Raw genomic sequence first — 25,077 nt, 5'->3', positions numbered from 1 at the left:
ATACTAGTGATTTTTACACTATATTAAAAGATAATTAAGCGTCTGTTAATATTGAGAAAGTGTTTGTGGAAACAAATAAAAATAATACTACTGTTGAAGATAAACCAACTGAAGATCAAAAGAAGTTTTTCCTCGATTTACTCCCGGGAAAGCTAATTGATATCCAATTTAACAATCCCATTCAGGTTCGCTTTAAACTCACTTTAATCGGCTACGACACCGGTAAATATTTAATATTAAAATACCCTGCTCAAGCAGGTAAAAATGATTACAGCGACATTTTAGTTGAAGGTAATGGGGCTATTGTACGTTATATCATTGAAGACGAACGGGGCGAATGTGTTGCTTTTTCAACCAGCATATTAGCGATTTCATTTCGCCCTGAACGATTAATTTATTTAGCTTACCCTAAAAAAATTGAAAGCCGACAATTACGTGAAACTAGCAGGTTGCCTACACACATTCCGGCTAAAATTAGTTTACATAAAGGCGATATTGATGCTGATAGTAAAAGCTTATTGCACGGTTTAATTATTGATATTTCTCCGAGTGGCTGTCGCTTTGCTATTCACGTAAGCTCTGGATTTGTTGCACTAAAAAAACGTCAAGTTTTTGTGCATATACTTTCTCCATTAGACAACGAGCCTGTAATTATTACGTCTTACATTAGGAATAACCAAATGAAAGGCAACCGCCTTAGCGTTGGTATAGAATTTGATGCTTCAGAGCAAGTTAAGCTTAACAAGCTGTTAGAAGCTTACTCGATTGATATTGATTAATGCCTTAAATAATCCTACCTGCAAAAGCAGCAATGGCTAACCAGTCTTGCTTAGCCATTGTAATAGTTAGTTTTTTATTCTAAACGCTTCAAAAACCGGTCACTTCTTGGCAAGTAGTAATCATCATAATCAAGCGAGACAATCACTCGCTCTGCCCGACCCAGCAACTCATCACGTGGAATTAATCCAATAACCCGTGAGTCCGCACTGTTATCGCGGTTATCACCCATAACAAGATAATGATCTGCTGCTATTGGTGTTGCCGGAAACTCTACTAAGCTTGCTACCGATTTGGTAAGCCGTATGGTATGAGCATGCCCCTTTAAGTGCTCAGTTTTATCTAGCCACCGAATACTCTCGTTTAAAGTGCTATAACTTACTTTCTCGCCATTAATAGTCAATTCGTTATTTTGCAACGAAACTATATCACCTGGTGTGCCAATAACGCGTTTTATTAAACGGTTCTCCGCCACTTTAGAATCAAATACAATAATATCGCCGGTTTATGGTTCTGTCAGTCTTAACAGGGATACATGCGTAAATGGTATACGTAAATCATACGCCATTTTATCGGTAAGGATTCGGTCGCCTTCTTCAATAGTCGGTTTCATTGAACCTGTTGGTACTTCGTACCAATCGGCGACGGCACTACGAAACACACTCATTAAGATAATAAAAACAATAGGGCCTGTTGACCTCTGCGGATTGGAATTTGTTCAAACAAGGGGCGATTTAATCGCGGCGCGAGGTTTGTAACCTAGTGGGCTAAGTAAAAACCGAGTAACAAAGAGTTAATCGCCCCTTGGAAGAACCCTTTGGGCAATACCTGTTTGGCATTGATGCTACGTTATCGCCTATTTATGGGGAATAACCACACCACATAGGCTCTGCCTTGCTTAAATACCAAACAGACTACTGCAAATTCAACCTTGAAAGGTTAACAGGCCCTTAAGAACGGTTATTTTTCCAAAATTTATAAAGTCGCTTCATGTTTTGTCTCTGCTATAGGTTAAGTATTTATTTGACTGTATAAATGCAGAGCCGTTCAAAGGAGTGTGTAACAAAACATGTTTAGAGATAGAGACATGCATAAAACATGTCTCTAAAGATAGTTTACTGCTGGTTTAACTTGTCTTTCGCTTCTTGTACTTTTGCAAAATCTAAACCTAACTCATCCGTTGCTTCTTTAATTAAATGAGGTTGGGTCATTACTACCGCCATCAATTGCTGAAGTTTTTCAGGTGGTATGCCCAGCTCTTGTACTAATGCCATAGCCATCATTGGGTTTTGGGTAAATGCTTCAAATAATGCCGCTACTTTTTCATCGCTGACATTGTGCTCTTTTAATATTGCAATAATTGGATTCATTATTAACCTTAAAATCGAAATAGTTTGTTAAAGTATATGGCCTCATACAGGGATTAACAATATTAATCCCTGTGGCATTACTTGTTTCACTCTACCAACAATACAACTTTACCTGAGTTTTCATTACCCTCTAAGATGGCATGTGCCTCACTAGCTTGTTGCCATGGCATGGTTTTATAAATATTAAAGTCATATTTTTGATTGGCAATATCATCATAAAAGCGCGCTACAAATGCATCTCTTAACGCGCGCTTAAACGCGATACTGCGATTACGTAATGTGGAGGCATGAAACGAAATGCGCTTTTGTAATAAGCGTGCAAAATCGACTTCGGCAAAGCGACTATCTAAAAATGCGAGCATCACAATCTGACAATCCATTGCGGCCACTTTGGCATTTTTATTCAAATAGCGGCCAGAAACCGGATCGACTATGGCGTTTGCACTTAAGTTATGTGCCTTCATATATTCAACAAAATCAGTGGTTTTATAATTAATCACATGGTCAGCACCCAAGCTTTTAGCGTGTTCACATTTTTCATCAGACCCTGCTGTTATTACCACCTGTGCACCGGCACTTTTTGCCATTTGAATAGCCGCTCCGCCTACGCCACTGGCACCGGCATGAATAAGCGCCGTTTGCCCTGATTGTAGTTTTCCTAACTCAAAGAGTGCGCCAAAGGCAGTTAAATACACTTCACTAATAGCAGCACCTTGTGCCATAGAAATATTATCTGGCAATTCCATTAATTGCTGCGCATCTACCGCGACATATTCACTGTACGCACCACCGGCACATAGAGTAAAAATACGCTTATCTTGCCATTTAGGGTCTACCTCACTGCCAAGCTCACACACGGTACCTGCACATTCGAGTCCTAGAATAGGGCTATCCCCTTCAGGAGCAGGATACTTACCTTGGCGCTGCATACAATCGGCGCGGTTAACGCCAATCGCTGCTACTTTTACCAATACTTCATTACTGCTAATCTGCGGCTTATCGGTTTGTTCAAACGTTAATTGCTGATCTTGATGTGAAATGTACTGCATAAATCTCCTCGTATTTTATTCTATTTGATTTTCGCCATACTTCGGCTTCAACTAACTCGTTATTTTCTGTGTAATATATTTAAAGTGTGTAGTGGTTAGTAATTTTATTGATGTAACCTCGGGGTTTTAGCACTGGCAAACACAAAGCCTGACAAAAAAGCTAAGCCAACTAATTTAAACTCATAATACTCCTTTTGGAGTTAACAGCGCCTTAAGCACAAAAATTCAGTGCTGATTTAATCAGTTTATTGGCCTTTGTGGACTAACCTTTGTTCAATTTAGGCCGAACTCGTTGGGCAGTACATGTTCTGCATTTATGCTGCGTTATCAGCAATTGCAGGGGAAGCCTTGCCTAAAAACACAACTTCAAATTTAACCTTGAAAGATAAACAAAACTATAAATTATTAAAGCGCCAGCTTTGTTTATAAGGATATACATCAGGAAGCTGACCTTGCTCAATACCTTGCTGAGTCATTTGCCAGTACTTTGCCGTAAATAAATCACTATGATAATGATTAAAATGGCTAAAGGCACTGCTGCTGGCACTAAAAAACACCTTAAATTGACTCGGGAATATATCATTTTGGTCTATATCAAAATAAGAATGTGAGCTTATTTCTTCTAACGCGTTGTCAGTATTTGGCACTTCTCTAAAATTACAATCAGTAAGAGGGCAAATTTCATCGTAATCATAAAATACCACTCGCCCCCAACGTGTCACGCCAAAGTTTTTCATTAGCATGTCACCGGCAAAAATATTAGCACTGGCAAGCTCTTTAATCGCTTTACCATAATCAACCATCACCTGCTGCAGTGATTTACTGGTACATTGACCGATATATAAATTAAGCGGTGTCATTTTTCGCTCAACATAGACATGTTTGAGTATTAACGCTTTACCCGAAATAATTAAGCTATTACCAATGTGTTTTTTCATTTGTGTAAGCAGTTCATCACTAAAACGACTTAAATCAAAGGCTAGGTATCTAAATTCATGAGTATCAACTAATCGCCCTACTCTATCAGCCTGTTTTACAAAGTTATATTTATCTTTTACCTGCTGTTTTGTCGCCGTTTTTGGTGCACTAAATTTATCTTTTATTACTTTGTACACATAGTCTAGGCCATCAATTGTAAAAACAAGCATCACCATACCTGGTGTACCTGGCGCTAAATGATATTTATATTGCTCGGGGCTACTTTTAGTCGTGTCCACCTTATAGCGATAAAATTCTGTTTTCGCATGTTTAATAAAACCTATCGCATTAAACAATTCAAACCGTTGTTTGTGAGGCATTAACACACTTAAGTAATCTACATACCTTGCAGGTTGGTCGGTATATACCATAAAGTACGTGCGCGCAAAGCCAAATAACAAGCTCAGCTGATCAGCGCCCATCATCACAGCATCAATTGTAAGCCCGTCAGGGGTATTTAAAATGGCTATTGCAAAGGGCATATTATCGCCATTTTTAGCAATACAACGTCCTATTACATAACACGCTTTATTGCGGTAAAAGTGTGAATTGGCGTACTCAATATAGCCGTCATTTAAACTTATTAGCTCATACACTTGTCTGCATTGTTGCTGCGCCCCTTGGGTTAACGTTGCTTGTAGTTTAGCTAAGTCCTCGTTTAAATTTTTAAATGGCACTCTAAACACTTGTTCATTGACTAAAGTTTTAACTGCGCTATCAAAGCCTTCTTTTAAGGAAATACGACTCACAAGCCCTTCATAAGAACGTGGTTGCCCCCGGTACTTTGCTTTTAAGACAAATAAATGCACCGTACGAATTTTTTTATCATCCCAAATAGCGCCAAAAGTAGAATTAAAAAACGTATGTGCAATTGGCTGGTTTTCATGCTCTTTAACCATTTCGCCATAAATATTTTTTGCACGTTGCCATGTTTGTGGACAGTTTAGTTCATCATAGGCAATCACTTTAACGGCCTCACTCACCTGCTTTACTTGACGCTCATACACTTGCAAGCGCGCTCGCATTGCCGCTTGCACCTCATGATATTGGCGTTGTTCAAAGCGACTTTGTGCCCCTAAGGTAATATTTAAGAACTGTGCAAACATAGCTTCAAAGCCAGCAAATACAGCGCGTGCTAACTTAGTGGCTATGAGTTCTTGTATAGGATTGTGGGTAGACGTTAACGACGTGCTAGGCATAGTATAGGCGCTTCTATTTTTAGTAATTATGCTGATTATTTTTTATTAGAGGTTTACACCTTAGCAAGCACGCTTTAATTTAGATAATTAATACAGCAAATAAATAAAATTGATCATATGAATATAAGAAATGTCGATCTCAACCTACTCGTCTATTTAAATGTATTAATAGATGAAAAAAGTGTGTCTAAAGCGGCCAATAAACTCGCATTAACACAACCGGCTATGAGCAATGCGTTAAAACGCCTAAGAGATTTATTTGACGATCCTTTGCTGGTACGAGCTGCGGGCTCCATGACCCCAACAGCTAAAGCCCTTGCCCTTAAGCCCGAAATTGAATCGCTGTTAAAAATGGCAGAAGAGATCACGCAGCCCAGTGAGCAATTTAATCCGGCTACCGCCAACGTGACGTTTCGTATTATGGCAAACGATTATTTAGAATCGACGCTAATTGCCCCCTTTATTTGCAAGCAGCTAGCTAAAAACCCGGGCATTGACTTCGATGTACTTAGCCCCAGCGACGTTAACCTACAGGATATGGAAAAAGGCACTATCGATTTGGCAATAAACCGTTTTAATGGTCTGCCGCGCTCTTTTCATCAAGCTACTGTATGGCGAGATAACTACTGTTGTTTAACCCATCCACATAATCCATTTTTAAACGATGCAAACTTAGACCAATACTTAAAAAGTGAACATATTTGGGTTAATCGAGCCGGCTGGGGCCCCGAACCCGCTGTGACCAGTAAATCAGGTAAACAAAAATTAGGCTGGGTCGATGAGGCATTATGGCAATTAGAACAAACACGTAAAATACGCGTATTTACTCGTCATTACATGATTGCCAGTTTACTGTGTCAATCTGAGCAACTCATTGCAACCCTTCCGCGTCGTCAAGCAAAGCTTTTAACTAGCCATACTAATTTAGTGATTAGCCCTGTGCCATTTCAAATAGTCCCCATAGAAGTAAAAATGATATGGAGCCCGTTGTTACACCATACACCAGCGCACCAATGGCTTAGGCGCGAGTTGTTGGCGTTTGCAAATACAGTGATTGATAGGTAAAGAATTAAAATATTGATCAAATCAATATCAGTTATTGAAAACAATAATTTCATTAATATTACACTTAGCGCTACAGTGAAGTTAAGCCAACAAACTAAGAGTAATAATTATGCAAACATCAGCAAGCTTCACACAACAAGACGGATTATTCATTGATGCAAATTTACATCAATTCATTGAACAACAATTGTGTCGTAAAACAACACTTCAAACGCAACACGTTTACCAAGCGTTAGCCACGTTAGTTGATGAGTTTGGGTGTGCATGTCGTAAAACAAAACACCAAGAAAACGACATTCTCGACGTGAATACTTTATTAAATGCATATCAACGTAAAAGTCATCCACATTGTCATGTAGATGCACAAACAACCGCAGCCGTTCTAGATGAATACTGTTGCCAAGTGCCTGCAATTATTGTGGTTGCTTTAATGGATACGCTTAGTGGCACACTCTGTGATGAGCCAAGCGCCCATAAACTTTACCACAGAGCTGCAGAGCTGACAGAGCGTCCATGCGTTCATCGCGAGCAAACAGCTAACGCCTCTGCAGCGTAAAATGCTGCCCTTTAAAAGTGCTCGATAACCTTGTTGGCAAATTGTTTGCAACTTAAGGTTGTCGAGTTATGATTTGATTGAGCTAAATCAAATGTAACCTGTCCACTGGCAAATGTGCTTTCAAGCGCGTTTTCAATTAAGTAAGCAGCCTCACTCCATCCCATAAATTTAAGCATTAACACCGCACTCAATAAGCTACTGCTCGGATTTGCTTTATCTTGTCCTGCTATGCGCTCAAATGTACCATGTGTGGGTTCAAAAAACGCAACTTCGGTATTTAAGTTTGCCGCCGGCATAATCCCTACTCCACCGACTTGTGCACTGAGCATATCGGCTAAAAAGTCTCCGTTTTGATTAGTGGTGGCCACCACATCAAATTGAGCAGGATCCATTAAACACTGCTGAAGCATATTATCGGCAATTACTTCTTTAATAACCAACGGCGGTAAATCAGCACGTTGTATTTCAAGCCAGCGCCCGTTTTGATGCTCAACGGCAGCGTATTCACGTTTGGCCAGCGCAAATCCCCAGCGCTTAAATGCGCCATCGGTAAACTTAAGTACATTGCCTTTGTGGACTAAAGTGAGTGATTCACTATTATTTTTTAGGGCATAATTAATTGCATAGCGTATTAATCGCTCTGATCCCTCTTTAGAGATATTTTTAATACCTAAACCACACTCTTGGGTAAAACGAAGCCGAGTTACGCCCATTTCTTCACATAAAAAATCGAGCATTTTTTCATTTTCAACACTGCCCGCTTGCCACTCAATTCCTGAGTACACATCTTCACTGCTATCACGCAGCACGGTAATATGCGTGGTAAATGGGTTTTTTAAGGGTGACGGTAATGCACTAAATCCTTTAATGGTTCGCATATTTACATACAAATCCATTTCATGGCGAAGCGCGACATTGAGCGAGCGAAACCCGCCTCCAAGCGGTGTGGTTAAAGGGCCTTTAATCGCAATTTTACACTCTCGTACTGCATTAATCGTTTCTTGAGGAAACCAATCACCGTCATAAAGCTTGGCAGCTTGCTCACCATTGTAAACTTGCATCCAATGAATTTTGCGTCTTGGGCCATAACTATGCTCTATGGCGGCATCCACTACTTTTCGCATCACTGGCATCACCTCGAGCCCGACGCCATCACCATCAATATAAGCAATAATAGGGTGTTCGGGTATATGCCACTGTCCTTGTTCATCAATGAGTATATTTTCACCATTTTCTGGCACAGTAATATGTTGATATTGCATTGTTAACACCTAGAAAAACATCCTCTTTTCATTAAAGCATGTTAGTTAATAAGTGTCTGTAATTGCATTTTTATAATTGATATCACCGCAGCGAATAACTGCACGGTATTCACTATTAGTAAAAATAAGGGAACGATTTTTTAATAAAGGTGGCATCAGGCATTTTATCTAACACCTGACCAAATAGAACATTACTGAGTAGAGCATTACTGAGTAGAACATAAGTGCAGATTAATTTTAACCACCGGATGATTATAAAATTAACCTGCTAAATGAGATTATTTGTAATAGGCAAATAAGTATTTATTAAAACTATATTGGCTTTGTATAACCGCAATAACAAATTCTGCTTTACCATCTAAAAAGCCACGTCTTAAAAAATAATGGCGGATAAAAGCAAAAAAAGCGGAACAACTCGCCTTCAAGAGTGATAGTTTTTTACCCTTTTTTACCATTTGCTCTGCACCTATGTGCGCATAATGGTTTCTTTTATTCATGTAACCAAAAATATCTTCATGCTGAAAATGTAATATATTTTCTTTCAACTCAATTGGTTTACAATCAAGCATTACAACAGACTCATGCACTAAGTTTTGGTTATAACCTGTTATTTTTTTATTGTAAATACGCGCAATACGATCAGGATACCAGCCGCTGTGTCGAATAAATTTGCCACATAAATACGTTAAACGGTTAAGCTTTAAAATATTTTTCTCATTGCATTTTGCCAATGTCGTTATTATTTCTTCCTTTAAACGCTCACTGACAACTTCATCACAGTCAATTGCAAAAATCCAATCGTTAGTTGCTAATGCTTCTGCTCTACGTCTTTGCTCACCAAACCCTTGCCAGTCATCACGCACAAATACTTTATCTGTGTATTTATTTGCAATAGCACGTGTTTCATCAGTGCTACCTGAATCAAGTACAATGATTTCATCTGCCCACTTTACTGATTCTAAACAACGCTCAATTTTATCCTTTTCATTTTTACATATAATACAAACAGATAGCTTCACAAAATTTCCTTTTTAATAACGCTGTATTTTAAAAATTATCTTCCTATTATAAACAGATCATAACAACACAGGAAACAAGGCTTTAAAAAGTATGGTTTTAAGCTTCTAAAATAACGTCAATTGTATTGAGTAAAGCCTCTACTTGATATCTATCAAGCACGGCGTTAGCGGATTTTAATCGTTTTTCAAACTCAACAGCTTGTTGATACAGTGCTTGGCATTCAAACATCCCTGCTGTTCCTTTGATCATATGTACGCTGCGCGCAAAACCGGTTATATCACCCTGCTTAAATTGCGTTTGTAATGTGTGTTTTTGCTTTTTTAATCCTTTAATGTATTCTTGCTTGAGTAGTGCAAACTCATCATCAGGCAGCTTAATATTTTCGCATATATCAATATCAAGGTAACTTGCGATTTTACTGCTAAAACACCGTCTATCGATAGGTTTGGCAATATGGTCGGTAAAACCTTGTCTTAAATAACGATCGACTTCATGCTTCATCATGTTCGCAGTAAGCGCAACAATCGGTGTTGTTACTCCTGTTGCTTGCATAATACTAATTGCTTGTTCACCATCCATAATTGGCATTTGAATATCTAATAAAATTAAATCAAATTGTTCATCAAGTGTCGCTTGCGCGGCATCTCGGCCATTTTCTACTGCCACCACAGTTAAACCCATTCGTTCTAAAATCCGCTTAATCAGCTGTCGGTTTTCTGGGTGATCTTCAGCCACGAGTACCCTACCAATCAAATTTCGCTGGTTACTATTTAAAGGGAGCTCTTTGTTTTGTGACTTACAGATATCGTCAAATGCGTAAACCCATTTTGTATGAGCCGTTGTATGCAGTGCCATAGTAAAACAAAACTCACTGCCGCTTCCGAGCACAGAATAAACCGTAATATCGCCATCTAGTTTAGTTGCTAGGCTTTTTGATATATTTAACCCAAGTCCAGTGCCACCGTATTTGCGAGAAATCGACGAGTCAGCTTGATGAAAGGGAGTAAACAAGTCTTTTTGCTCACTGTCGGTCATACCAATTCCCGTATCTTTCACTTTAATAATTAGTTGTTTTTTATTACAGCTAACCGTTAGCTTTATATAACCTTGGCTGGTAAATTTAAGCGCATTGGTTGCTAAATTTAATAATATTTGTCTCAATCGAGTTGGATCTGAGACTACCCAATCAGGTAGCGGAAATTGATAATCAACTTTAAATTTTAAGCCTTTATCACGAATTTGTTTTCCTAATAACGATTCGATTTCAGCAATAGTGGCAAACAAGTCTGTTTCAACTAGCTCTATCTCTAGACGGTTAGCCTCAATTTTGACATATCCAAAATGTCATTAATTAAGCCAAGAACATGACGACTATTTTGCAAAATCACCCGAATGCCATGGTTTCTCTCATCAGGCTGTATATCACCTAAAATAATACCATCAGCATAACCAATAATTGATGTCATTGGGGTGCGAATTTCGTGGCTCATATTGGCTAAAAATCGACTTTTAGCTTCACTTGCATCACGAAGCTCTTCAGCTAATTGTTGTAACTCTTGAGTACGCAAGTGTACTTTGTGTTCTAAATTTTTAGTCAATTCAACATTCTCATGGTGTAAAATGCTAAATTTATTTGCCACGGCAAAAGCAAGTAGCACTGCATCGAGTGCGGTACCAATAAGCCCAAGTAAATAGAGATCCATTTTTATTGGCTCAATAATTCCTAAATTAGTTAAATTGCCGACCATATTAGGAATGGCCATCGCCAAATACGCTAAAACAAAATAGCGAGCGGGCTTAAAGCCACTTAACCAACTTCGTATACCAACAATCATACCCAGGCACAAAGTAGCCCCCGTTACTAAAGTAGCCCATATAAAGCCAAAACCTGGCCAAATGATTACAAATGGAGTACCTGCGGTAGCAATAATGCCCAAGTAAATTGAAAACCGTGATAATTGAGGGGACGTTTCTTTTAATTTAAGTAAGCTGTTAAAAAATAAGATATTTGTGATGGGAATTAAGGTAAAACCTAGCCAATGAAAATGGGCGTTATAAAAACCACAAATTTAATCTGGTATATGAAAAAACTGACTCCAAGCTAATACCCAGCACGCGGTAAACAGGGCGTAATATAAATGGGTTTTATCTCTATCACCCAAGTAAATAAGAAAATTATATAAACCTAATGCAATGCCAACCCCGAAGCACAGTAGCATAATCATGTTATATGATGTTTTTTTCACAAAAAAATCATCATAAGGTGAAAGCACTAATTTAGGTGGGGTATAAAAGTATTCACTTTGAAATTTTGCAATTAATATGTAGGGCCGATTAGGCGTCAGCTCGATTCTATTACCATAATGAAATGCAAACTCATTAGGGTAAATGCCACCCGTTGTATAACGATTTATTGGCTCATCAAAATTCGACATATCATAAATACGCGTCTCAATTTTTGAAAGCAGCGTGTTATAGGAATATAACACAAGTTCATTTAAATCAGTTTTGTTTTCCAGCTTAATCACAAACCAAAAACTACCACCAAAAAACGATGTTCTCGATTGTGGTTGCTTTTTTTCAAAAAGCGTTTCTATATCGCTATGATCTCGGGGAAAAGCGCCATCAGTGACTTGAAATACACTGCCTTGATTAAGCAAATCAGTATCTTGTTGTTTCAAAGTATAAGCAAAAGGCTCAAGTGCATTTGCCACTGCTAAATTGCTAAAGCATATAAATACACAATATATAAATAGCTTTAGAGCTGCCTTTATTGGCATACTTTGCACCTTAAATTAAAACTGATAACTAATATCCAAGCCAAAACGCCGGCCTTCACCCTTAAAATCTTCAAGCATGCCAAGAAAAGAACTTAAATCAAATTTTAAGTGACTGTATTGAGTACCAAACAGGTTTTTACCCCAAATGGCAACCGCCCAGTTATCGTGTTGATAGTGTATATTGGCGTTAAAAATACTATAGTTGTCTTGCATCGCATAGGGGTTTTGATTCTGATCAAAATAGTAATCGGATTGATAATTAACTAATAATTGAGTAGTTAGTGGGTGATTAGCCACCTTAAGAGTGTATTCAATACCCGCACTGAGATTTCATTTTGAGGTAAATGGTAAGCGATTATCAGTTAACGCATTCCCTAGTGGATCAACATATTCTTCAAACTCTGCATGAGGTATATAACCCATAGCAAACTTAACATTCAAATTATCGGTCAGCCAATACTCAAGATCAGCTTCTAAGCCGTAAATAATGGAGTCGGCCACATTTTCTAATAATTGAATTGGCGGGCTCTGCTCAGATGCTGAAGGCTGATTCATAAAGACTTGTTGATCATTATAATCATAATAAAATGCAGCCCAGTTAAATCGAATACCCCGCTGTGGCCACCATGACTTTGATCCGATTTCATGTGAGTTTAACCGCTCTTTTTGATAGTCAGCGAGTTGGGCCTGTTCTACCGATGATAAAAATCCACCGTTATAGCCTCCGCTTTTGGCGCCATTAGCAAAACGATAATAGGCGTAAGTTGAATCATCGACTTTAAAGTTCACTCCTAACTGCCCTGAAATGCCATTATCTGACTGCTCTCCCTGAACACGATAAAATGGAACCTTAACCCCCGTTAAATCGTTAGCATCTAAAATAACATTAAGCTGTGACACTGAGTCGTAGTCTAACGATTCATAAGAGTAACGAAGCCCTGCAGTGATCAGTCAATCTTGGTTTAATTGATAATCGAGTTGCGTAAACGCAGCCATACTCTTTGTGTTTATTTTATTATTATAAAAAAAGGTAGCGGTTAAATCTGTCGATAAAATTCCCCGATAGTCGCGTAAAATATCATTTACATTATCTTGAACAATAGACTCATCAGCATAATATATTCCCGTCGTTAAAAAATGCTCACCCAACTGAGATTGCAATCGCAATTCTTGCGTCATCAAATCAGTATTTAACCCTAAGTTGCCCTCACATAACTTTGCAGGAGAGCCATCACAATTAAAAGCATGGTCCCATTTTAATTTGTTATAACTGCTTAAAAAAACAAGCTCATTGTGTGTGTCTAATTGCCAATTAGCATAAGACTGATCACGAGATTTTTTTGTGCTCAAATTTATATTTTTATTGGCTTTTTTTGCGGCTAATTGTAAATCCAGTATCCACTTTTTTAGCCAAGCTAGGGTCATTTTAATAAAGTCCCATGGCGTAATATCCAAACTACCCTCCGCAGGATTTCCAGGTAATAAGGGGAAATCTATTGGCCATGTTTGCCATTGATCATTAATATATTCTTCTAGTGCTATAAAACTATGCGGCTTTAATGCTTGCCGCCATGTAGATAAAGGTGAATCGACTGGGCGTTGTAACTTAGTGTAAACCGTTTCTATTGTTTTAAAGCTATTTACATAAGCACCAAACCATACATGCAAGCCATGCTCTTCAATACGCTGCCCACGAGCCGCATTACGGCCACTTGCGCCTTTACCACCTAAACGCCAACCTTGTTGGTATACAGTAATAGTTCGATGCTGTTGACAATCACGCTGCTCGGTTAAATACAGTGCAGCAGTCATAGCCGATACACCACCACCAATTATCACAATTTTTTCTTGGCCCATGATAAATCCTTCTAAGTAATTTAAATTTTAGTGCGGCTAACTGGTCAAAATCCATTTGAACATAAAATGGTAAGTGCAGCGCTTGACTACCTAACTTCAGACCAAACATAACGGCAAGGGGGAAACTATCTAATTTATTAAGATGTAACGTAAACTCAGGCTTCAGAAATTTAAAGCGATGTATTTTTTTAATCATAGAGGGTGAGTGCATTACGCTTTGGTATACCGCTGAATCACTACTGCCATCGGAAAATTGCTTAAACAATATTTGATCCATTTGTGGATTAACAAACCCACTCAATAGCTGCTTTAATAATGACAAATCAATGCCTAAATGTTTACGAGAAAACAAATTTGCTACTTGCTCGCCAAAATCATCTAGGACAGAGAAAAAGTCATTTTCGTGCCCCTGAGAGTTTATTGTAATTGTAAATAACTCATACATTTGCAGCTTTGATTCAGGCGAAAAATGATCAAAGCATTCTAAAGATAGTGAAAAATTCGAAAGCTCAGTTACACACTCGGGCATAATGTAATCACATAAATATTTATTATAGCCCCACGTTTCGCGACCATTTATGAGTGCATAAATGTTATTAACGCAGATAAATGCAGGATACCAATATAAGTAGCTTATATCCTCATTTTCAACTTTAGCGACAGGCAACCAAATTATAATATCTGTTTGTTGCATCCAACCATGCTGATCGAAAGGCGGTGTCATTGAGGCTATTTTTTCAATATCTGTAAATGTAATAAATGCAAACTCGCCAAGTATTTTAAAACGAATATTCCCTTTAACGCCTACGTTTAGCGTTGAATCAATATATCTTTGTGATTTAGCTAATTCTATCTCAGCAAAAAACCATACATATTCGCATTGTGTATACGACAAGGCGGCTTTGCTATTGGATTAGATAAAAAATGTTGATATGGCGTAGATAGTGAGCTCATTTGACCCCCTCAGTTAAAAACTGAGTATAGTCAGATATATTCGGGTCTGTTGACCTTTGCGAATTAATATTTATGGCTATATGTGAATTCCACTCGATTCAAAGTATTTTAATAAATTGCTTGCAAAGTAAAATGTTGTGAAGTAGTATCGCTGCTTGGCTATAAAAAGCCCTAGCGGTTAACCTCTTTACCCTGATCCAGTAAGCCCCGCAAAACGTATATTCAAAAGCTAAGTTATTGTACGGCGAGACCCCCTATTAATACCTTGATGATTTATTTTTAATATCATCGTAAAAGTGTCATAAAGATCGTCAACACTGTAATGAAGCTAAACACAATTAGATTATTTATCATCTGTAATGTGCTTTAAGAAAAAGCCCAGAATAAATAACAAAAATAAAGTGAGTTTTATTATGTCATACCAATATAACGGATCTATGATCCAAATAGCACATCCAGTGCAATCAATTTCGGTTAACAAACATCGTGTAATCTTTAGCGATACACAAGGTTTGAAAAATGCGTTGTTTCAAAAAGCAAGTGATGCACGTCAATTTGTAAAGTGGCTCAAAGCCAGCTAATTATTATTGATAAGTTAAACACTTATAAATAAATCTAAATGCCAGCGTGAAGCTGGCATTTTACTTTTTGGTGTATTATTGACTACACTTAAATCCTTGTTTATTTATTCGTTGTAGTGCCAATGCGGTTTTCGTGGTTAATACTGTTAGTCTGTGTATTTTTAAGCACAAAGTGTAATGCCAGAACAATAAAATGGTTAACACATGATTTTGCGCCCTACTACATTATAAGCGGGCCGAACAAATCCCAAGGTCGTGACGAAAGTATTATTTCGCTTTTAGAACAGCAGCTGCCGCATATTACCTTTGAAAGAGTGATCATCCCCTCAGGCAAAGTGATTCAGGAACTCGCAAACCTGCAGTCTAATGCCTGTGCTTTGTCGCTCTATAGGAATAAATACCGCGAAGAGCGTGTTTATTTCACACATCAAAGCTCTACAGCAGGGCTTTCGCCATCAATTGCCATGCATACCAAGCTAAGTAGTGCGCTTGATATTGAAGACGCTAAACCGGTGTCATTAAACAATTTATTAGTTAATAAAAAGCTTACCTTAGGTGTATCTATGAATCGCTCCTATGGCAGTGAAATTGATAAAATAATCAACACCACACCCGGTATAAATCTGGTCATTCGACCAACCCGCGATACCCTCAGTACGTTAACATATATGCTTAACCTTAAAAGAATTGATATTTTATTAGGTTACCCAAGTGAACATTATTATTTAGCAAAAACAATGGGGTTTACTGATGATTTAACCCAGCGGATGCTCACTGAAGCACCAGAAATAAGTTACGGTTACATTGGCTGTACTAAAAACGAGCAAGGTGCAGAAGATATTGCTACGCTTAATCAACAACTCAAACTGATTAAGCAGACTGAAGACTATAAACAGATATTAACTCGGTGGTTGCCAAATCATTTAAAACCCAAATTAGAAGCACATTTACAATAATAAAAAAAGCTAAGCGTGTTACTAATTAGCGCTTAGCTTTTTTAAAATAGTCTTACTGGCGAATACCTTCAATAAATAAACCAATATCAACATGGGTAGATGCTGGGCCTAAGTTATAGTCAATACCGTAGTCGGCCAGTTTTAAGCTAGTTTCTCCTTCAAAACCAACACGGTAACCACCCCATGGATCTTTACCTTCACCAATTTTATCTATTTCAAAGGTAATTGTCTTCGTAACACCGTGTAGAGTAAAGTCACCGGTTACTGTGGCTTCTTCACCGTCTTCGTCAAACTTAATCGCTGTACTCTTAAAGCTTGCCTGTGGGTATTTGCTTACGTTTAAAAAGTCACTTCCACGTAAGTGTTTATCACGTTCTGCGTGATTTGAATCTAGGCTTGCCGTATCAATATTTACACTAATTTGAGACGCATTTGGATTTTTAGCATCGTAGTTAAATTTGCCATCAAAGGTATTAAAACGACCGTGCAGCCAGCTGTAGCCTAAATGTTTAATCTTAAAGTTTACAAAAGCATGCGCACCTTTTGTGTCAATAACATAATCTGCGGCATTCGCAGTGGTCGCTGTCATAAACATCGCTGCTGATAACGCTGAAGTTAAAAATAATTTTTTCATTTTAATCATCCTTTTGTAATGTGATCATTCTAATTAATGTTTTATCTTTATCGATAAAGTGATGTTTTAGCGCACCTAACACGTGCAATACTACAAATCCAATTAATAAGCATGCGCTATAGAAATGGATTTGCCCGGCTATATCAGCCTGAGAATCAAACGCAAAGTCGATAGCTTTTACATAAAAAAAGCCAAATACTTCTATGGGTCGTCCATCAGCCGTCGAAATTAAATACCCTGACACTATAATGATCAGTAAAAACAGATACATTAAAATATGTGCTGTTTGGGCTAATTGATTTAACTGCTTGTTACTGCCAATCGGACTTGGTTTAACACTAAAGTGTCGCCATAACAGCCTAAAAACAAAAACCGCTGCTAAGCTAAGGCCAATGCTTTTATGTAGGTCTAATGATCCTTTATACCAACTATCATAATAAGTCAGCTCAACCATATATAAACCTAAACCAAACAGACCAAACACGGTCAGCGCCATCAGCCAGTGTAAAAATATAGCCACCACGCCATAGCTGGTTTTTGAGTTTTTAAACATTCCCTACTGCCAATCTCTTATTTAGTAATAACACTACGATATAATGATTAAGTGGTGATTAAAATAGCATATGCAAACACTCATCGTGCGTATACGCACAGTAAAATGTATAAGATTAGTATAATTGCAAATAACGTTTAGAAGGAATTAGCTAGCAGCTGACTCGTTAAGAGACACGTATATTTGGCTATCAGGTTCAACCTGTAAGCAGGCAATCAGGCCCTCTTTTATTAGTTCTAACATGGCGATAAAACTAACAACAACCCCACTGCGTCCCTCTTCAAAGGTAAATAATTGAGTAAACGCAACAGGCGTTTTTGATTGGGATAAGGTATTTAAAATCAAGCTCATGCGCTCACGCGTTGAAAGGGTTTCAGCGCTAATTAAATGATGCTCTAATGTTTTTGCACGCGCCATGACATCGCTTAGCGCTAACAATAAATCTTTGATTGCCAGTTCAGGTAATGGCTGGTTTTTTTCTGCTAGTTCTGGCACGCTTGCCTGCGCTATAAAGATATCGCGGCCAACTCGAGGTAGGCTGTCTATATTTTCGGCCGCTTTTTTAAATTGTTCGTACTCTTGTAGACGTTTTATAAGTTCGGCACGAGGATCGTCTTCTTCTTCTAACTCTTCATGAACAGGCAGTAACAGCCTAGATTTAATTTGTGCCAGCAATGCCGCCATTACTAAATATTCACCAGCGAGTTCTAGCTGGAACTCGCTCATCATTTCTACATATTTAACATACTGCTCAGTAATGCTAAAAATTGACAACTCAAGAACATCTAACTTATGTTTTTTAATTAAATAAAGCAGCAGATCCAAAGGCCCTTCAAAGGTTTCTAAAATAACTTCAAGGGCATCAGGCGGGATATATAAATCTTCGGGTTTATCAACAACGGCTTTACCATGTAAAAATGCCAGAGGCAGCTTTTGCTGCACTGGCATATCAGGTGTTGATGATAGCGTCTCAGACTGTTTCATTGTTATTCAAATGGCGTTGTATCACCGCAACCAACACGAAGAATTTGAATATCATCTTCTGATAAATCAATCACTGTGGTCGCCTGCTCAGGTAAATACCCACCATGAATAATTAAATCCACATGTTTATCAAGGCGCTCTAAAATGTCATCGGGATCAGCTTGGGTAAACTCTTCCCCCGGTAAAATAAGTGAGCATGACATTAATGGCTCACCCAGCTCGGCTAATAAAGCACACGCTATTGGGTGCTCTATAACACGTATGCCTATGGTTTTTTTCTTGTCGTTTAATAACCGCTTAGGCACTTCTTTCGTACCTTTAAAAATAAACGTGTAAGGCCCTGGGGTATTATTTTTAATAAGCCTAAACATTTGGTTATCAACACGCGCATAAGTAGACAGCTCAGATAAATCACGGCATACCAAAGTAAAATTGTGATGTTTTTCAATACCACGAATACGTTCAATGCGCTCTTTAGCTTGCTTATTACCTAAATTACAGCCTATCGCGTATCCTGAATCTGTAGGGTACACAACTACGCCGCCTTGTTTAATAATATCAACAGCTTGAGAAATTAATCTAGGCTGTGGATTATCTGGATGTATATGAAATAATTGACTCATAATGCAACTCCTTCGTGCTTTTCCCATGTTTGCCAAACCCCTTGGCAATCTTTAGGTAAGTATAAATTTTTTCCAAGTTCTAAATAGCTAGTCGGAAAATGAAAATCAGAGCCTTGTGAGCAAAGTAGCTGGTATTCTTGGCTCAATAGCCCTAAAAACTGACGTTCACTTGGCGCCTGCTGCGGCTGCGCAACTTCCATTGCATCTCCGCCTACTGATTTAAATTCCACTAACAATTTACGTAGCCACTTGTTCGACATTTTATAGCTACTTGGGTGCGCTAAAACGGCCACCCCACCTGCGGCATGAATCGCCGCAATAGCTGTTTGCATATCACACCAATTACTTGGCACGTAACCGGTTTTACCTCGCCCTAAATACTTTTTAAATACCCCAGGAAAGTTTTTAGCTACACCACGCTCAATCAATGCTCTGGCAAAGTGAGCGCGAGTAATTTGTGCATTTTCGGCCAGCTCGCGAGCTTGTTGGTAAATACCATCGAATCCGTTTTTATTTAGTCGATGGCCAATCTCTATTGCGCGAGTTTCACGTTTTTGCTGCTGCTCGCTCAGTAGTGTATGCAAGGTACTATCGTTGGTATCAATATTTAGTCCAACAATATGAATTTCAAAACTTTCCCACTTGGTTGATATTTCAACCCCATTAATAAGTCTAAGCGGCAAGTTTTCACGTTTGATAAAAGCCTGTGCAGGTTCGATAGCAGCCACCGTATCGTGATCGGTGATAGCAAATACATCAATATTTTTATCGACTGCTCGCGCTAATAATTCCTCAACGGTTAAGTGGCCGTCTGAGTGCGTGGTGTGACTATGTAGGTCGTATTTTATCAAATGAAAACTACTTAAATTTAGGGTTTAACGGTGTTTCACCCAGTATAACAAGTTTTTTAACTAAATTGTTTTAAATAAACACTTGACACAAAAGCAGTTGATACGTTTTACTGTAGCCACTTTTAGACATTAAAGAATTAACAACAATGAAAAATACAATTCACAACATCATTTGGTGGTGGCACTCTTAAAATCAAGGGTGATGAATTGTCGTGTCTAAACAAAAAATTCTAACCCGCTACCATGCGGGTTTTTTTATCACTAAATTTTGCAATACAAGATTAACAGGAATTAAAAACATGAATAACGTAAACACTCTTACACATCATTGGTGGTGGCGCCTGGCATAGCGGGACGGTAATGGTCTATCTATAATTTAGACATCGTTATTCAACCCCCGCACTGCTTAGCATTGCGGGGTTTTATTTTTTTTAGGGGATGAGGTTTGATTTTTAGTCATATAACAACAACACCAGGTGAAGTGACCAGCATAATGCAAGTACGAGACTACATAAGTAGCCCACTTGCATTGTATGCGGCACTTGATAAACCTAACTCACTATTACTTGAATCTGCAGAGATAGATTCTAAAGATAGTGTAAAAAGCTTAATACTCGTTGATTGTGCACTGCGTATTGTCTGCCAAGGCAACCAAGTGAGCGTAACAGCACAATCAAATAACGGTCAGCAGTTACTCAACTATTTACAAGCTAATGTAAAAAACTGCGCATCACAGTTATCCGATACCACACTAACACTGGAGTATCACCCAGCAGATGACACAATTGACCAAGCCAGTAAGCTGATTGCAGATAACGCTTTTAGCGCATTACGCACCTGTTTAAATAGCATTAAAAGTACCACCAACAATCCATTCTCGGTGTTTTTAGGCGGCGTATTTGCCTACGACATGGTGGCTAATTTTGAACAGCTAAGCGATGTACCTGACGGAGAAAACACCTGTCCAGACTATGTTTTTTATTTAGCAGAAACACTGGTTGTTATTGATCATCAAAAACAAACAACCGAGTTAATTGGTAATGTGTTTAATGGCCCTGATGTTCACGCTAATTGTTTTGAAGTGGGCAAACAATTAGAGCGCCTTAATACATTGTGCGACCACGCCGCAGACTTTAGTGCCCCAAGCCAAACAGGTGACTGCCCTGTAAATGTTGATATTAGTGATGAGCAATATTGCCAGCAAGTAATTAAGCTCAAGCGACACATAGTCGATGGCGATATTTTTCAAGTGGTGCCTTCTCGTACCTTCTCACTACCCTGCCCTGACTCTTTACATGCCTACAGCCAGCTAAAAAAACAAAACCCTAGTCCGTATATGTTTTACATGCGCGATGAAGATTTCTCATTATTTGGCGCATCTCCTGAGTCCGCGCTTAAATACGAAGTTAAATCTCAACAGGTCGAGGTTTATCCGATTGCCGGCACACGCCCTCGCGGCAAATTTGCTAATGGACAAATCAACCCTGATTTAGATAGCCGTATTGAGCTTGAACTTAGAAACGATCAAAAAGAACGTGCAGAGCATTTAATGCTGGTTGATTTAGCGCGTAATGATGTGGCCCGCATTAGCGTGCCGGGTACGCGCCATGCCAAAGAGCTATTAAAAGTAGACCGTTACTCACAAGTAATGCACTTAGTGTCGCGCGTGGTGGGGAAATTAAAACCCGAACTAGATGCCCTACATGCTTATCAAGCCTGTATGAACATGGGCACATTAGTGGGCGCGCCAAAGGTAAGAGCTGCAGAGCTTGTGCGCCAAACCGAAGGAAGACGCCGCGGCAGTTATGGCGGCGCAGTTGGCTATTTAACTGGTGATGGTGCAATGGACAGCTGTATTGTTATTCGTGCAGCCTTTGTTAAAAATAATATTGCTTATGTGCAAGCTGGCGCTGGGGTTGTGTTTGATTCAGACCCAATGTCAGAGGCTAACGAAACCCGCGCTAAAGCACAGGCGGTGATCACCGCGATTAAATCGACATATGAGGCTGTATAAAATGAGTGAAGCACACCCTATTAAAATTTACTTTTTAGATAACTTTGACTCATTTAGCTATAACCTTGTTGATGAACTAACAATGCTAGGTGCTGAGTTAGTTGTTTACAGAAATAACATTAGCGCTGAAGTAATATTCAACAAAATGCAGGCAGAGCATAAGCAGGTATTACTGGTTTTATCGCCAGGCCCAGGGGCACCCAGTGATGCGGGTTGCCTAATGGAGTTGATTAGCTTGTGCAAAGGTAAATTTCCAATGCTGGGCATTTGTTTAGGCCAACAAGCACTAACACAAAGTTACGGCGGAGTAATCGGTCATGCTGGTGAAACCGTACATGGTAAGTCATCAATTATTGAGTTAGACGATCACCCGGTATTTAACGGAATGGGTAGCACTATGCCAGTGGCGCGTTATCACTCATTAATGGCCACAAAAGTACCTGATAACTTAGCGGTTATTGCAAAGTATCAAGATATTCCAATGGCTATTTATCATCATCAAGACACTGCGCTGGGTTATCAATTCCACCCAGAATCTATTTTAACGCCCAATGGCGCTATGCTGCTGCAGCAAAGCGTTGCCTATTTAACGCGTGCCAAATAAAGGGAACATTATGACTACACAATTACAAAACTCGCTTAATGTTCAACAGGCTATTGAGCACGTTATTGCCAAGCAATCATTGAGCTATGCACAAGCAAAAACACTTTTTGATCAAATTATGCAAGGGAATATGAGCGATATTGAGCTCTCTGCACTGTTAATTAGCCTTAAAATAAAAGGTGAAATAAGCGATGAAATCGCCGGTGCTGCAGCCTCAATGCGTGAAAACGCCGTGGCATTTACAACCAATAAAACTCAACTTGCCGATAGCTGCGGTACCGGTGGCGATGGTTCGAACACTATTAATATCAGTACAACCGCGGCAATTGTGGCAGCCGCTGCCGGTGTTAATATGGTAAAACATGGCAATCGCAGTGTATCGAGTAACTCAGGGTCTGCTGATTTACTCAAAGCCTTGGGGATCAATATTTATATGACTCCCACACAAGCGGCTAAATGCCTTGAACATACAAATTTTACCTTTTTATTTGCACCGCACTATCACAGCGGCGTGCGCCATGCGATGAACGTACGAACCACTTTAAAAACCCGTACTATTTTTAATATTCTTGGGCCGCTAGCTAATCCCGCTGCTCCAGATGTTCAATTACTCGGGGTATACGATGAATCTTTGTGCCTACCTATGGCGCAAACTCTTCATACTCTGGGCACTAAACGCGCTATGATAGTTCACGGCTCTGGCACCGACGAAATAGCCTTACATGGCCCAACACAGGTTGTTGAGCTGGATAACGGCAAAATCACCCAATACACGCTCAACCCTAGTGATTTTGACCTTGCAAACTATTCACTTGAACAATTAGCCGGTGAAGGCCCACAATACAATGCAAACGCCAGCCTTGCCATTTTACAGGGCAAAGGTAGCGAGGCACATAACGCCGCTATTATTGTTAACGTTGCTGCATTGCTGTACTTAACTGGTCAAGCACAATCGTTAAAACAAGGTGCACAAATTACACACTCTTTATTACGTTCAGGCAAGGCCATGGACACACTAAATGCAATTATTGAGGTAAGTCATGGCTAATGTATTAGACAAAATTATTGCCGATAAAAAAATAGAACTCATTGAACGCAAAGCAGCACGCCCACTTGAGAGCTTTAAGCATCAAGCTAAACCCACCACGCGTAGCTTTTATCAAACGTTAGCGGCACCTGGCACGCAGTTTATTTTAGAGTGCAAAAAGGCATCGCCTTCTAAAGGGTTAATTCGTCAGCCGTTTGATTTAACAGAAATCACGCAAGCTTATAAACAGTTTGCCAGCTGTATGAGTGTATTAACTGACGAAAAGTACTTTCAGGGTAGCTTTGATTACCTTGAGTTTGTGCGCAGCCAAGTAGAGCAACCACTTATTTGTAAAGACTTTTTTATTGATGAGTACCAAGTTTATATGGCACGTATTTATGGCGGCGACGCTATTTTACTGATGCTATCAGTGCTTGACGATGAGCAGTATAAAGCGCTGCATGCAGTCGCCGATTCGTTAAATATGTCGGTACTAACTGAGGTGAGTAACGAAGAAGAAGTGCATCGTGCACTGGCACACAATGCACAAATAATTGGGATTAATAATCGTGACTTGCGCGATTTAAGCACCGACTTAGCCACAACCGAACGACTACGTAAGCTTATTCCTAACGATAAAGTGGTTATTTCAGAGTCAGGTATTTATACCCATCAAGATGTAAAGCGTTTAGCGCCTTTATGTAATGGTTTCTTAATTGGCAGCTCATTAATGGCTGAGGCTGATTTATTACAAGCGTGTCGCCGCGTAATCCTAGGCGAAAACAAGGTTTGTGGATTAACCCGTAATCAAGATGCCATTGCGGCTTACGACAACGGTGCCCTTTATGGCGGATTAATTTTTTATCCAAAATCGCCGCGCTTTGTCGATTTAGATTGCGCCAAAGAAATCAGCCAAAGTGCTCCTCTAAAATTTGTTGGGGTGTTTGTTAATGCCGCCATTGCAGAGGTTACTGAGCATGCTAAACAACTGAAACTGTCAGCTGTTCAATTACATGGACAAGAAGATGAACATTACATTACGTCGTTACGTAATGAACTACCACGTAATTGTGAAATATGGAAAGCACAGGCAATCAAAGATGCTTTACCTCAACCTATTACAGGAGCCGATCGCCATTTATACGACACTCACAGTGATTCACAGGCTGGCGGCACAGGCAAAACATTTGATTGGTCGGTGCTTCGCGATGCCACGACCCCATTTATGCTTGCTGGCGGCTTAAACCCAGACAATATTAGCGATGCACTTTTTCAAGGTGCTCTTGGGCTTGATTTAAATTCAGGTGTTGAAGAGTCTCCAGGTAAAAAGTGTGCAAACAAACTACATCATGCTTTTACAAGTATCAGAAATTATTGAGGTTA

20 protein-coding genes and 3 pseudogenes are annotated in these 25,077 nt (G+C 39.1%); 9 read left to right on the top strand and 14 right to left on the bottom strand.

Annotation, left to right across the window (positions count from 1 at the left end; genetic code table 11):
• Positions 1-65 precede the first annotated feature (65 nt).
• Entirely contained in the window at positions 66-779 is a 714-nt protein-coding gene (locus QMA00_RS08385) for a flagellar brake protein (RefSeq protein ID WP_076922255.1), read from the top strand.
• Positions 780-853: 74 nt separating this feature from the next.
• Here QMA00_RS08385 and lepB read toward each other — a convergent pair.
• The 4 genes and pseudogenes from lepB to aceK form a co-directional block, all read right to left on the bottom strand.
• Positions 854-1,462 (bottom strand): annotated as a pseudogene (lepB, locus tag QMA00_RS08380) (signal peptidase I).
• 430 nt (positions 1,463-1,892) lie between these two features.
• Positions 1,893-2,147, bottom strand: coding sequence for a DUF2999 family protein (locus QMA00_RS08375; RefSeq protein WP_008113615.1), 255 nt, complete (start codon positions 2,145-2,147; stop codon positions 1,893-1,895).
• 86 nt (positions 2,148-2,233) lie between these two features.
• The gene (locus tag QMA00_RS08370) at positions 2,234-3,196 is read right to left on the bottom strand and encodes a zinc-binding dehydrogenase (RefSeq protein ID WP_028835153.1); all 963 of its coding nucleotides are present in this window, start codon (positions 3,194-3,196) and stop codon (positions 2,234-2,236) included.
• A gap of 395 nt (positions 3,197-3,591) precedes the next feature.
• On the bottom strand, positions 3,592-5,373 hold the full coding sequence (aceK, locus tag QMA00_RS08365; RefSeq protein WP_290156794.1) for a bifunctional isocitrate dehydrogenase kinase/phosphatase: 1,782 nt from the start codon (positions 5,371-5,373) through the stop codon (positions 3,592-3,594).
• Positions 5,374-5,490: 117 nt separating this feature from the next.
• On the opposite strand from aceK, the gene QMA00_RS08360 reads away from it, so the two are divergent.
• Both QMA00_RS08360 and QMA00_RS08355 read left to right on the top strand, forming a co-directional pair.
• Positions 5,491-6,438, top strand: coding sequence for a LysR family transcriptional regulator (locus QMA00_RS08360; protein WP_290156792.1), 948 nt, complete (start codon positions 5,491-5,493; stop codon positions 6,436-6,438).
• 109 nt (positions 6,439-6,547) lie between these two features.
• The gene (locus QMA00_RS08355; protein ID WP_013465068.1) at positions 6,548-6,994 is read left to right on the top strand and encodes a hypothetical protein; all 447 of its coding nucleotides are present in this window, start codon (positions 6,548-6,550) and stop codon (positions 6,992-6,994) included.
• A gap of 11 nt (positions 6,995-7,005) precedes the next feature.
• Here QMA00_RS08355 and icd read toward each other — a convergent pair whose 3' ends face one another.
• From icd to QMA00_RS08330, 5 genes and pseudogenes are all read right to left on the bottom strand, one after another.
• Positions 7,006-8,256, bottom strand: coding sequence for an NADP-dependent isocitrate dehydrogenase (gene icd, locus QMA00_RS08350; RefSeq protein WP_076922258.1), 1,251 nt, complete (start codon positions 8,254-8,256; stop codon positions 7,006-7,008).
• A 278-nt stretch (positions 8,257-8,534) separates the two neighbouring features.
• Complete coding sequence (locus tag QMA00_RS08345) at positions 8,535-9,275, bottom strand: glycosyltransferase family 2 protein (RefSeq protein WP_076922259.1); 741 nt, start codon at positions 9,273-9,275, stop codon at positions 8,535-8,537.
• 97 nt (positions 9,276-9,372) lie between these two features.
• A pseudogene (locus QMA00_RS08340) lies at positions 9,373-12,056 on the bottom strand (7TM diverse intracellular signaling domain-containing protein).
• Positions 12,057-12,071: 15 nt separating this feature from the next.
• Positions 12,072-13,913 (bottom strand): annotated as a pseudogene (locus QMA00_RS08335) (TonB-dependent receptor).
• Entirely contained in the window at positions 13,834-14,808 is a 975-nt protein-coding gene (locus QMA00_RS08330) for an acetoacetate decarboxylase (protein WP_076922260.1), read from the bottom strand. The pseudogene QMA00_RS08335 and the gene QMA00_RS08330 overlap by 80 nt, the downstream one beginning before the upstream one ends.
• Positions 14,809-15,280: 472 nt before the next feature.
• Between QMA00_RS08330 and QMA00_RS08325 the strand changes: the two genes are divergently transcribed.
• Complete coding sequence (locus QMA00_RS08325; RefSeq protein ID WP_175610048.1) at positions 15,281-15,448, top strand: hypothetical protein; 168 nt, start codon at positions 15,281-15,283, stop codon at positions 15,446-15,448.
• Positions 15,449-15,570: 122 nt separating this feature from the next.
• Positions 15,571-16,404, top strand: coding sequence for a transporter substrate-binding domain-containing protein (locus QMA00_RS08320; protein WP_076922261.1), 834 nt, complete (start codon positions 15,571-15,573; stop codon positions 16,402-16,404).
• Positions 16,405-16,456: 52 nt separating this feature from the next.
• Here the strand turns inward: QMA00_RS08320 and QMA00_RS08315 are convergent, their stop codons facing one another.
• The 5 genes from QMA00_RS08315 to QMA00_RS08295 form a co-directional block, all read right to left on the bottom strand.
• On the bottom strand, positions 16,457-17,038 hold the full coding sequence (locus tag QMA00_RS08315) for a YceI family protein (RefSeq protein ID WP_013465075.1): 582 nt from the start codon (positions 17,036-17,038) through the stop codon (positions 16,457-16,459).
• Between the two features lies 1 nt (position 17,039).
• On the bottom strand, positions 17,040-17,591 hold the full coding sequence (locus QMA00_RS08310; RefSeq protein ID WP_076922262.1) for a cytochrome b: 552 nt from the start codon (positions 17,589-17,591) through the stop codon (positions 17,040-17,042).
• Positions 17,592-17,738: 147 nt separating this feature from the next.
• Positions 17,739-18,575, bottom strand: a complete 837-nt coding sequence (locus QMA00_RS08305) for a ScpA family protein (protein WP_076922263.1) — start codon at positions 18,573-18,575, stop codon at positions 17,739-17,741.
• Between the two features lie 2 nt (positions 18,576-18,577).
• The gene (locus QMA00_RS08300) at positions 18,578-19,198 is read right to left on the bottom strand and encodes an L-threonylcarbamoyladenylate synthase (RefSeq protein ID WP_013465078.1); all 621 of its coding nucleotides are present in this window, start codon (positions 19,196-19,198) and stop codon (positions 18,578-18,580) included.
• The gene (locus QMA00_RS08295; protein WP_290156782.1) at positions 19,195-20,049 is read right to left on the bottom strand and encodes a PHP domain-containing protein; all 855 of its coding nucleotides are present in this window, start codon (positions 20,047-20,049) and stop codon (positions 19,195-19,197) included. The genes QMA00_RS08300 and QMA00_RS08295 overlap by 4 nt, the downstream gene beginning before the upstream one ends.
• A 445-nt stretch (positions 20,050-20,494) precedes the next feature.
• Between QMA00_RS08295 and QMA00_RS08290 the strand changes: the two genes are divergently transcribed.
• The 4 genes from QMA00_RS08290 to trpCF are packed head-to-tail and all read left to right on the top strand — an operon-like array spanning position 20,495 to position 25,072.
• On the top strand, positions 20,495-22,063 hold the full coding sequence (locus QMA00_RS08290) for an anthranilate synthase component 1 (protein WP_290156780.1): 1,569 nt from the start codon (positions 20,495-20,497) through the stop codon (positions 22,061-22,063).
• 1 nt (position 22,064) lies between these two features.
• Entirely contained in the window at positions 22,065-22,667 is a 603-nt protein-coding gene (locus QMA00_RS08285; RefSeq protein WP_013465081.1) for an aminodeoxychorismate/anthranilate synthase component II, read from the top strand.
• 10 nt (positions 22,668-22,677) lie between these two features.
• On the top strand, positions 22,678-23,715 hold the full coding sequence (gene trpD, locus QMA00_RS08280; protein WP_290156777.1) for an anthranilate phosphoribosyltransferase: 1,038 nt from the start codon (positions 22,678-22,680) through the stop codon (positions 23,713-23,715).
• On the top strand, positions 23,708-25,072 hold the full coding sequence (gene trpCF / locus QMA00_RS08275) for a bifunctional indole-3-glycerol-phosphate synthase TrpC/phosphoribosylanthranilate isomerase TrpF (RefSeq protein WP_290156776.1): 1,365 nt from the start codon (positions 23,708-23,710) through the stop codon (positions 25,070-25,072). The genes trpD and trpCF overlap by 8 nt, the downstream gene beginning before the upstream one ends.
• Positions 25,073-25,077 lie beyond the last annotated feature (5 nt).

The organism is Pseudoalteromonas sp. APC 3694, from assembly GCF_030407565.1.
Classification (GTDB): Bacteria; Pseudomonadota; Gammaproteobacteria; order Enterobacterales; family Alteromonadaceae; genus Pseudoalteromonas; species Pseudoalteromonas tetraodonis.
This window is presented reverse-complemented; position numbering and strand designations above follow the sequence as displayed.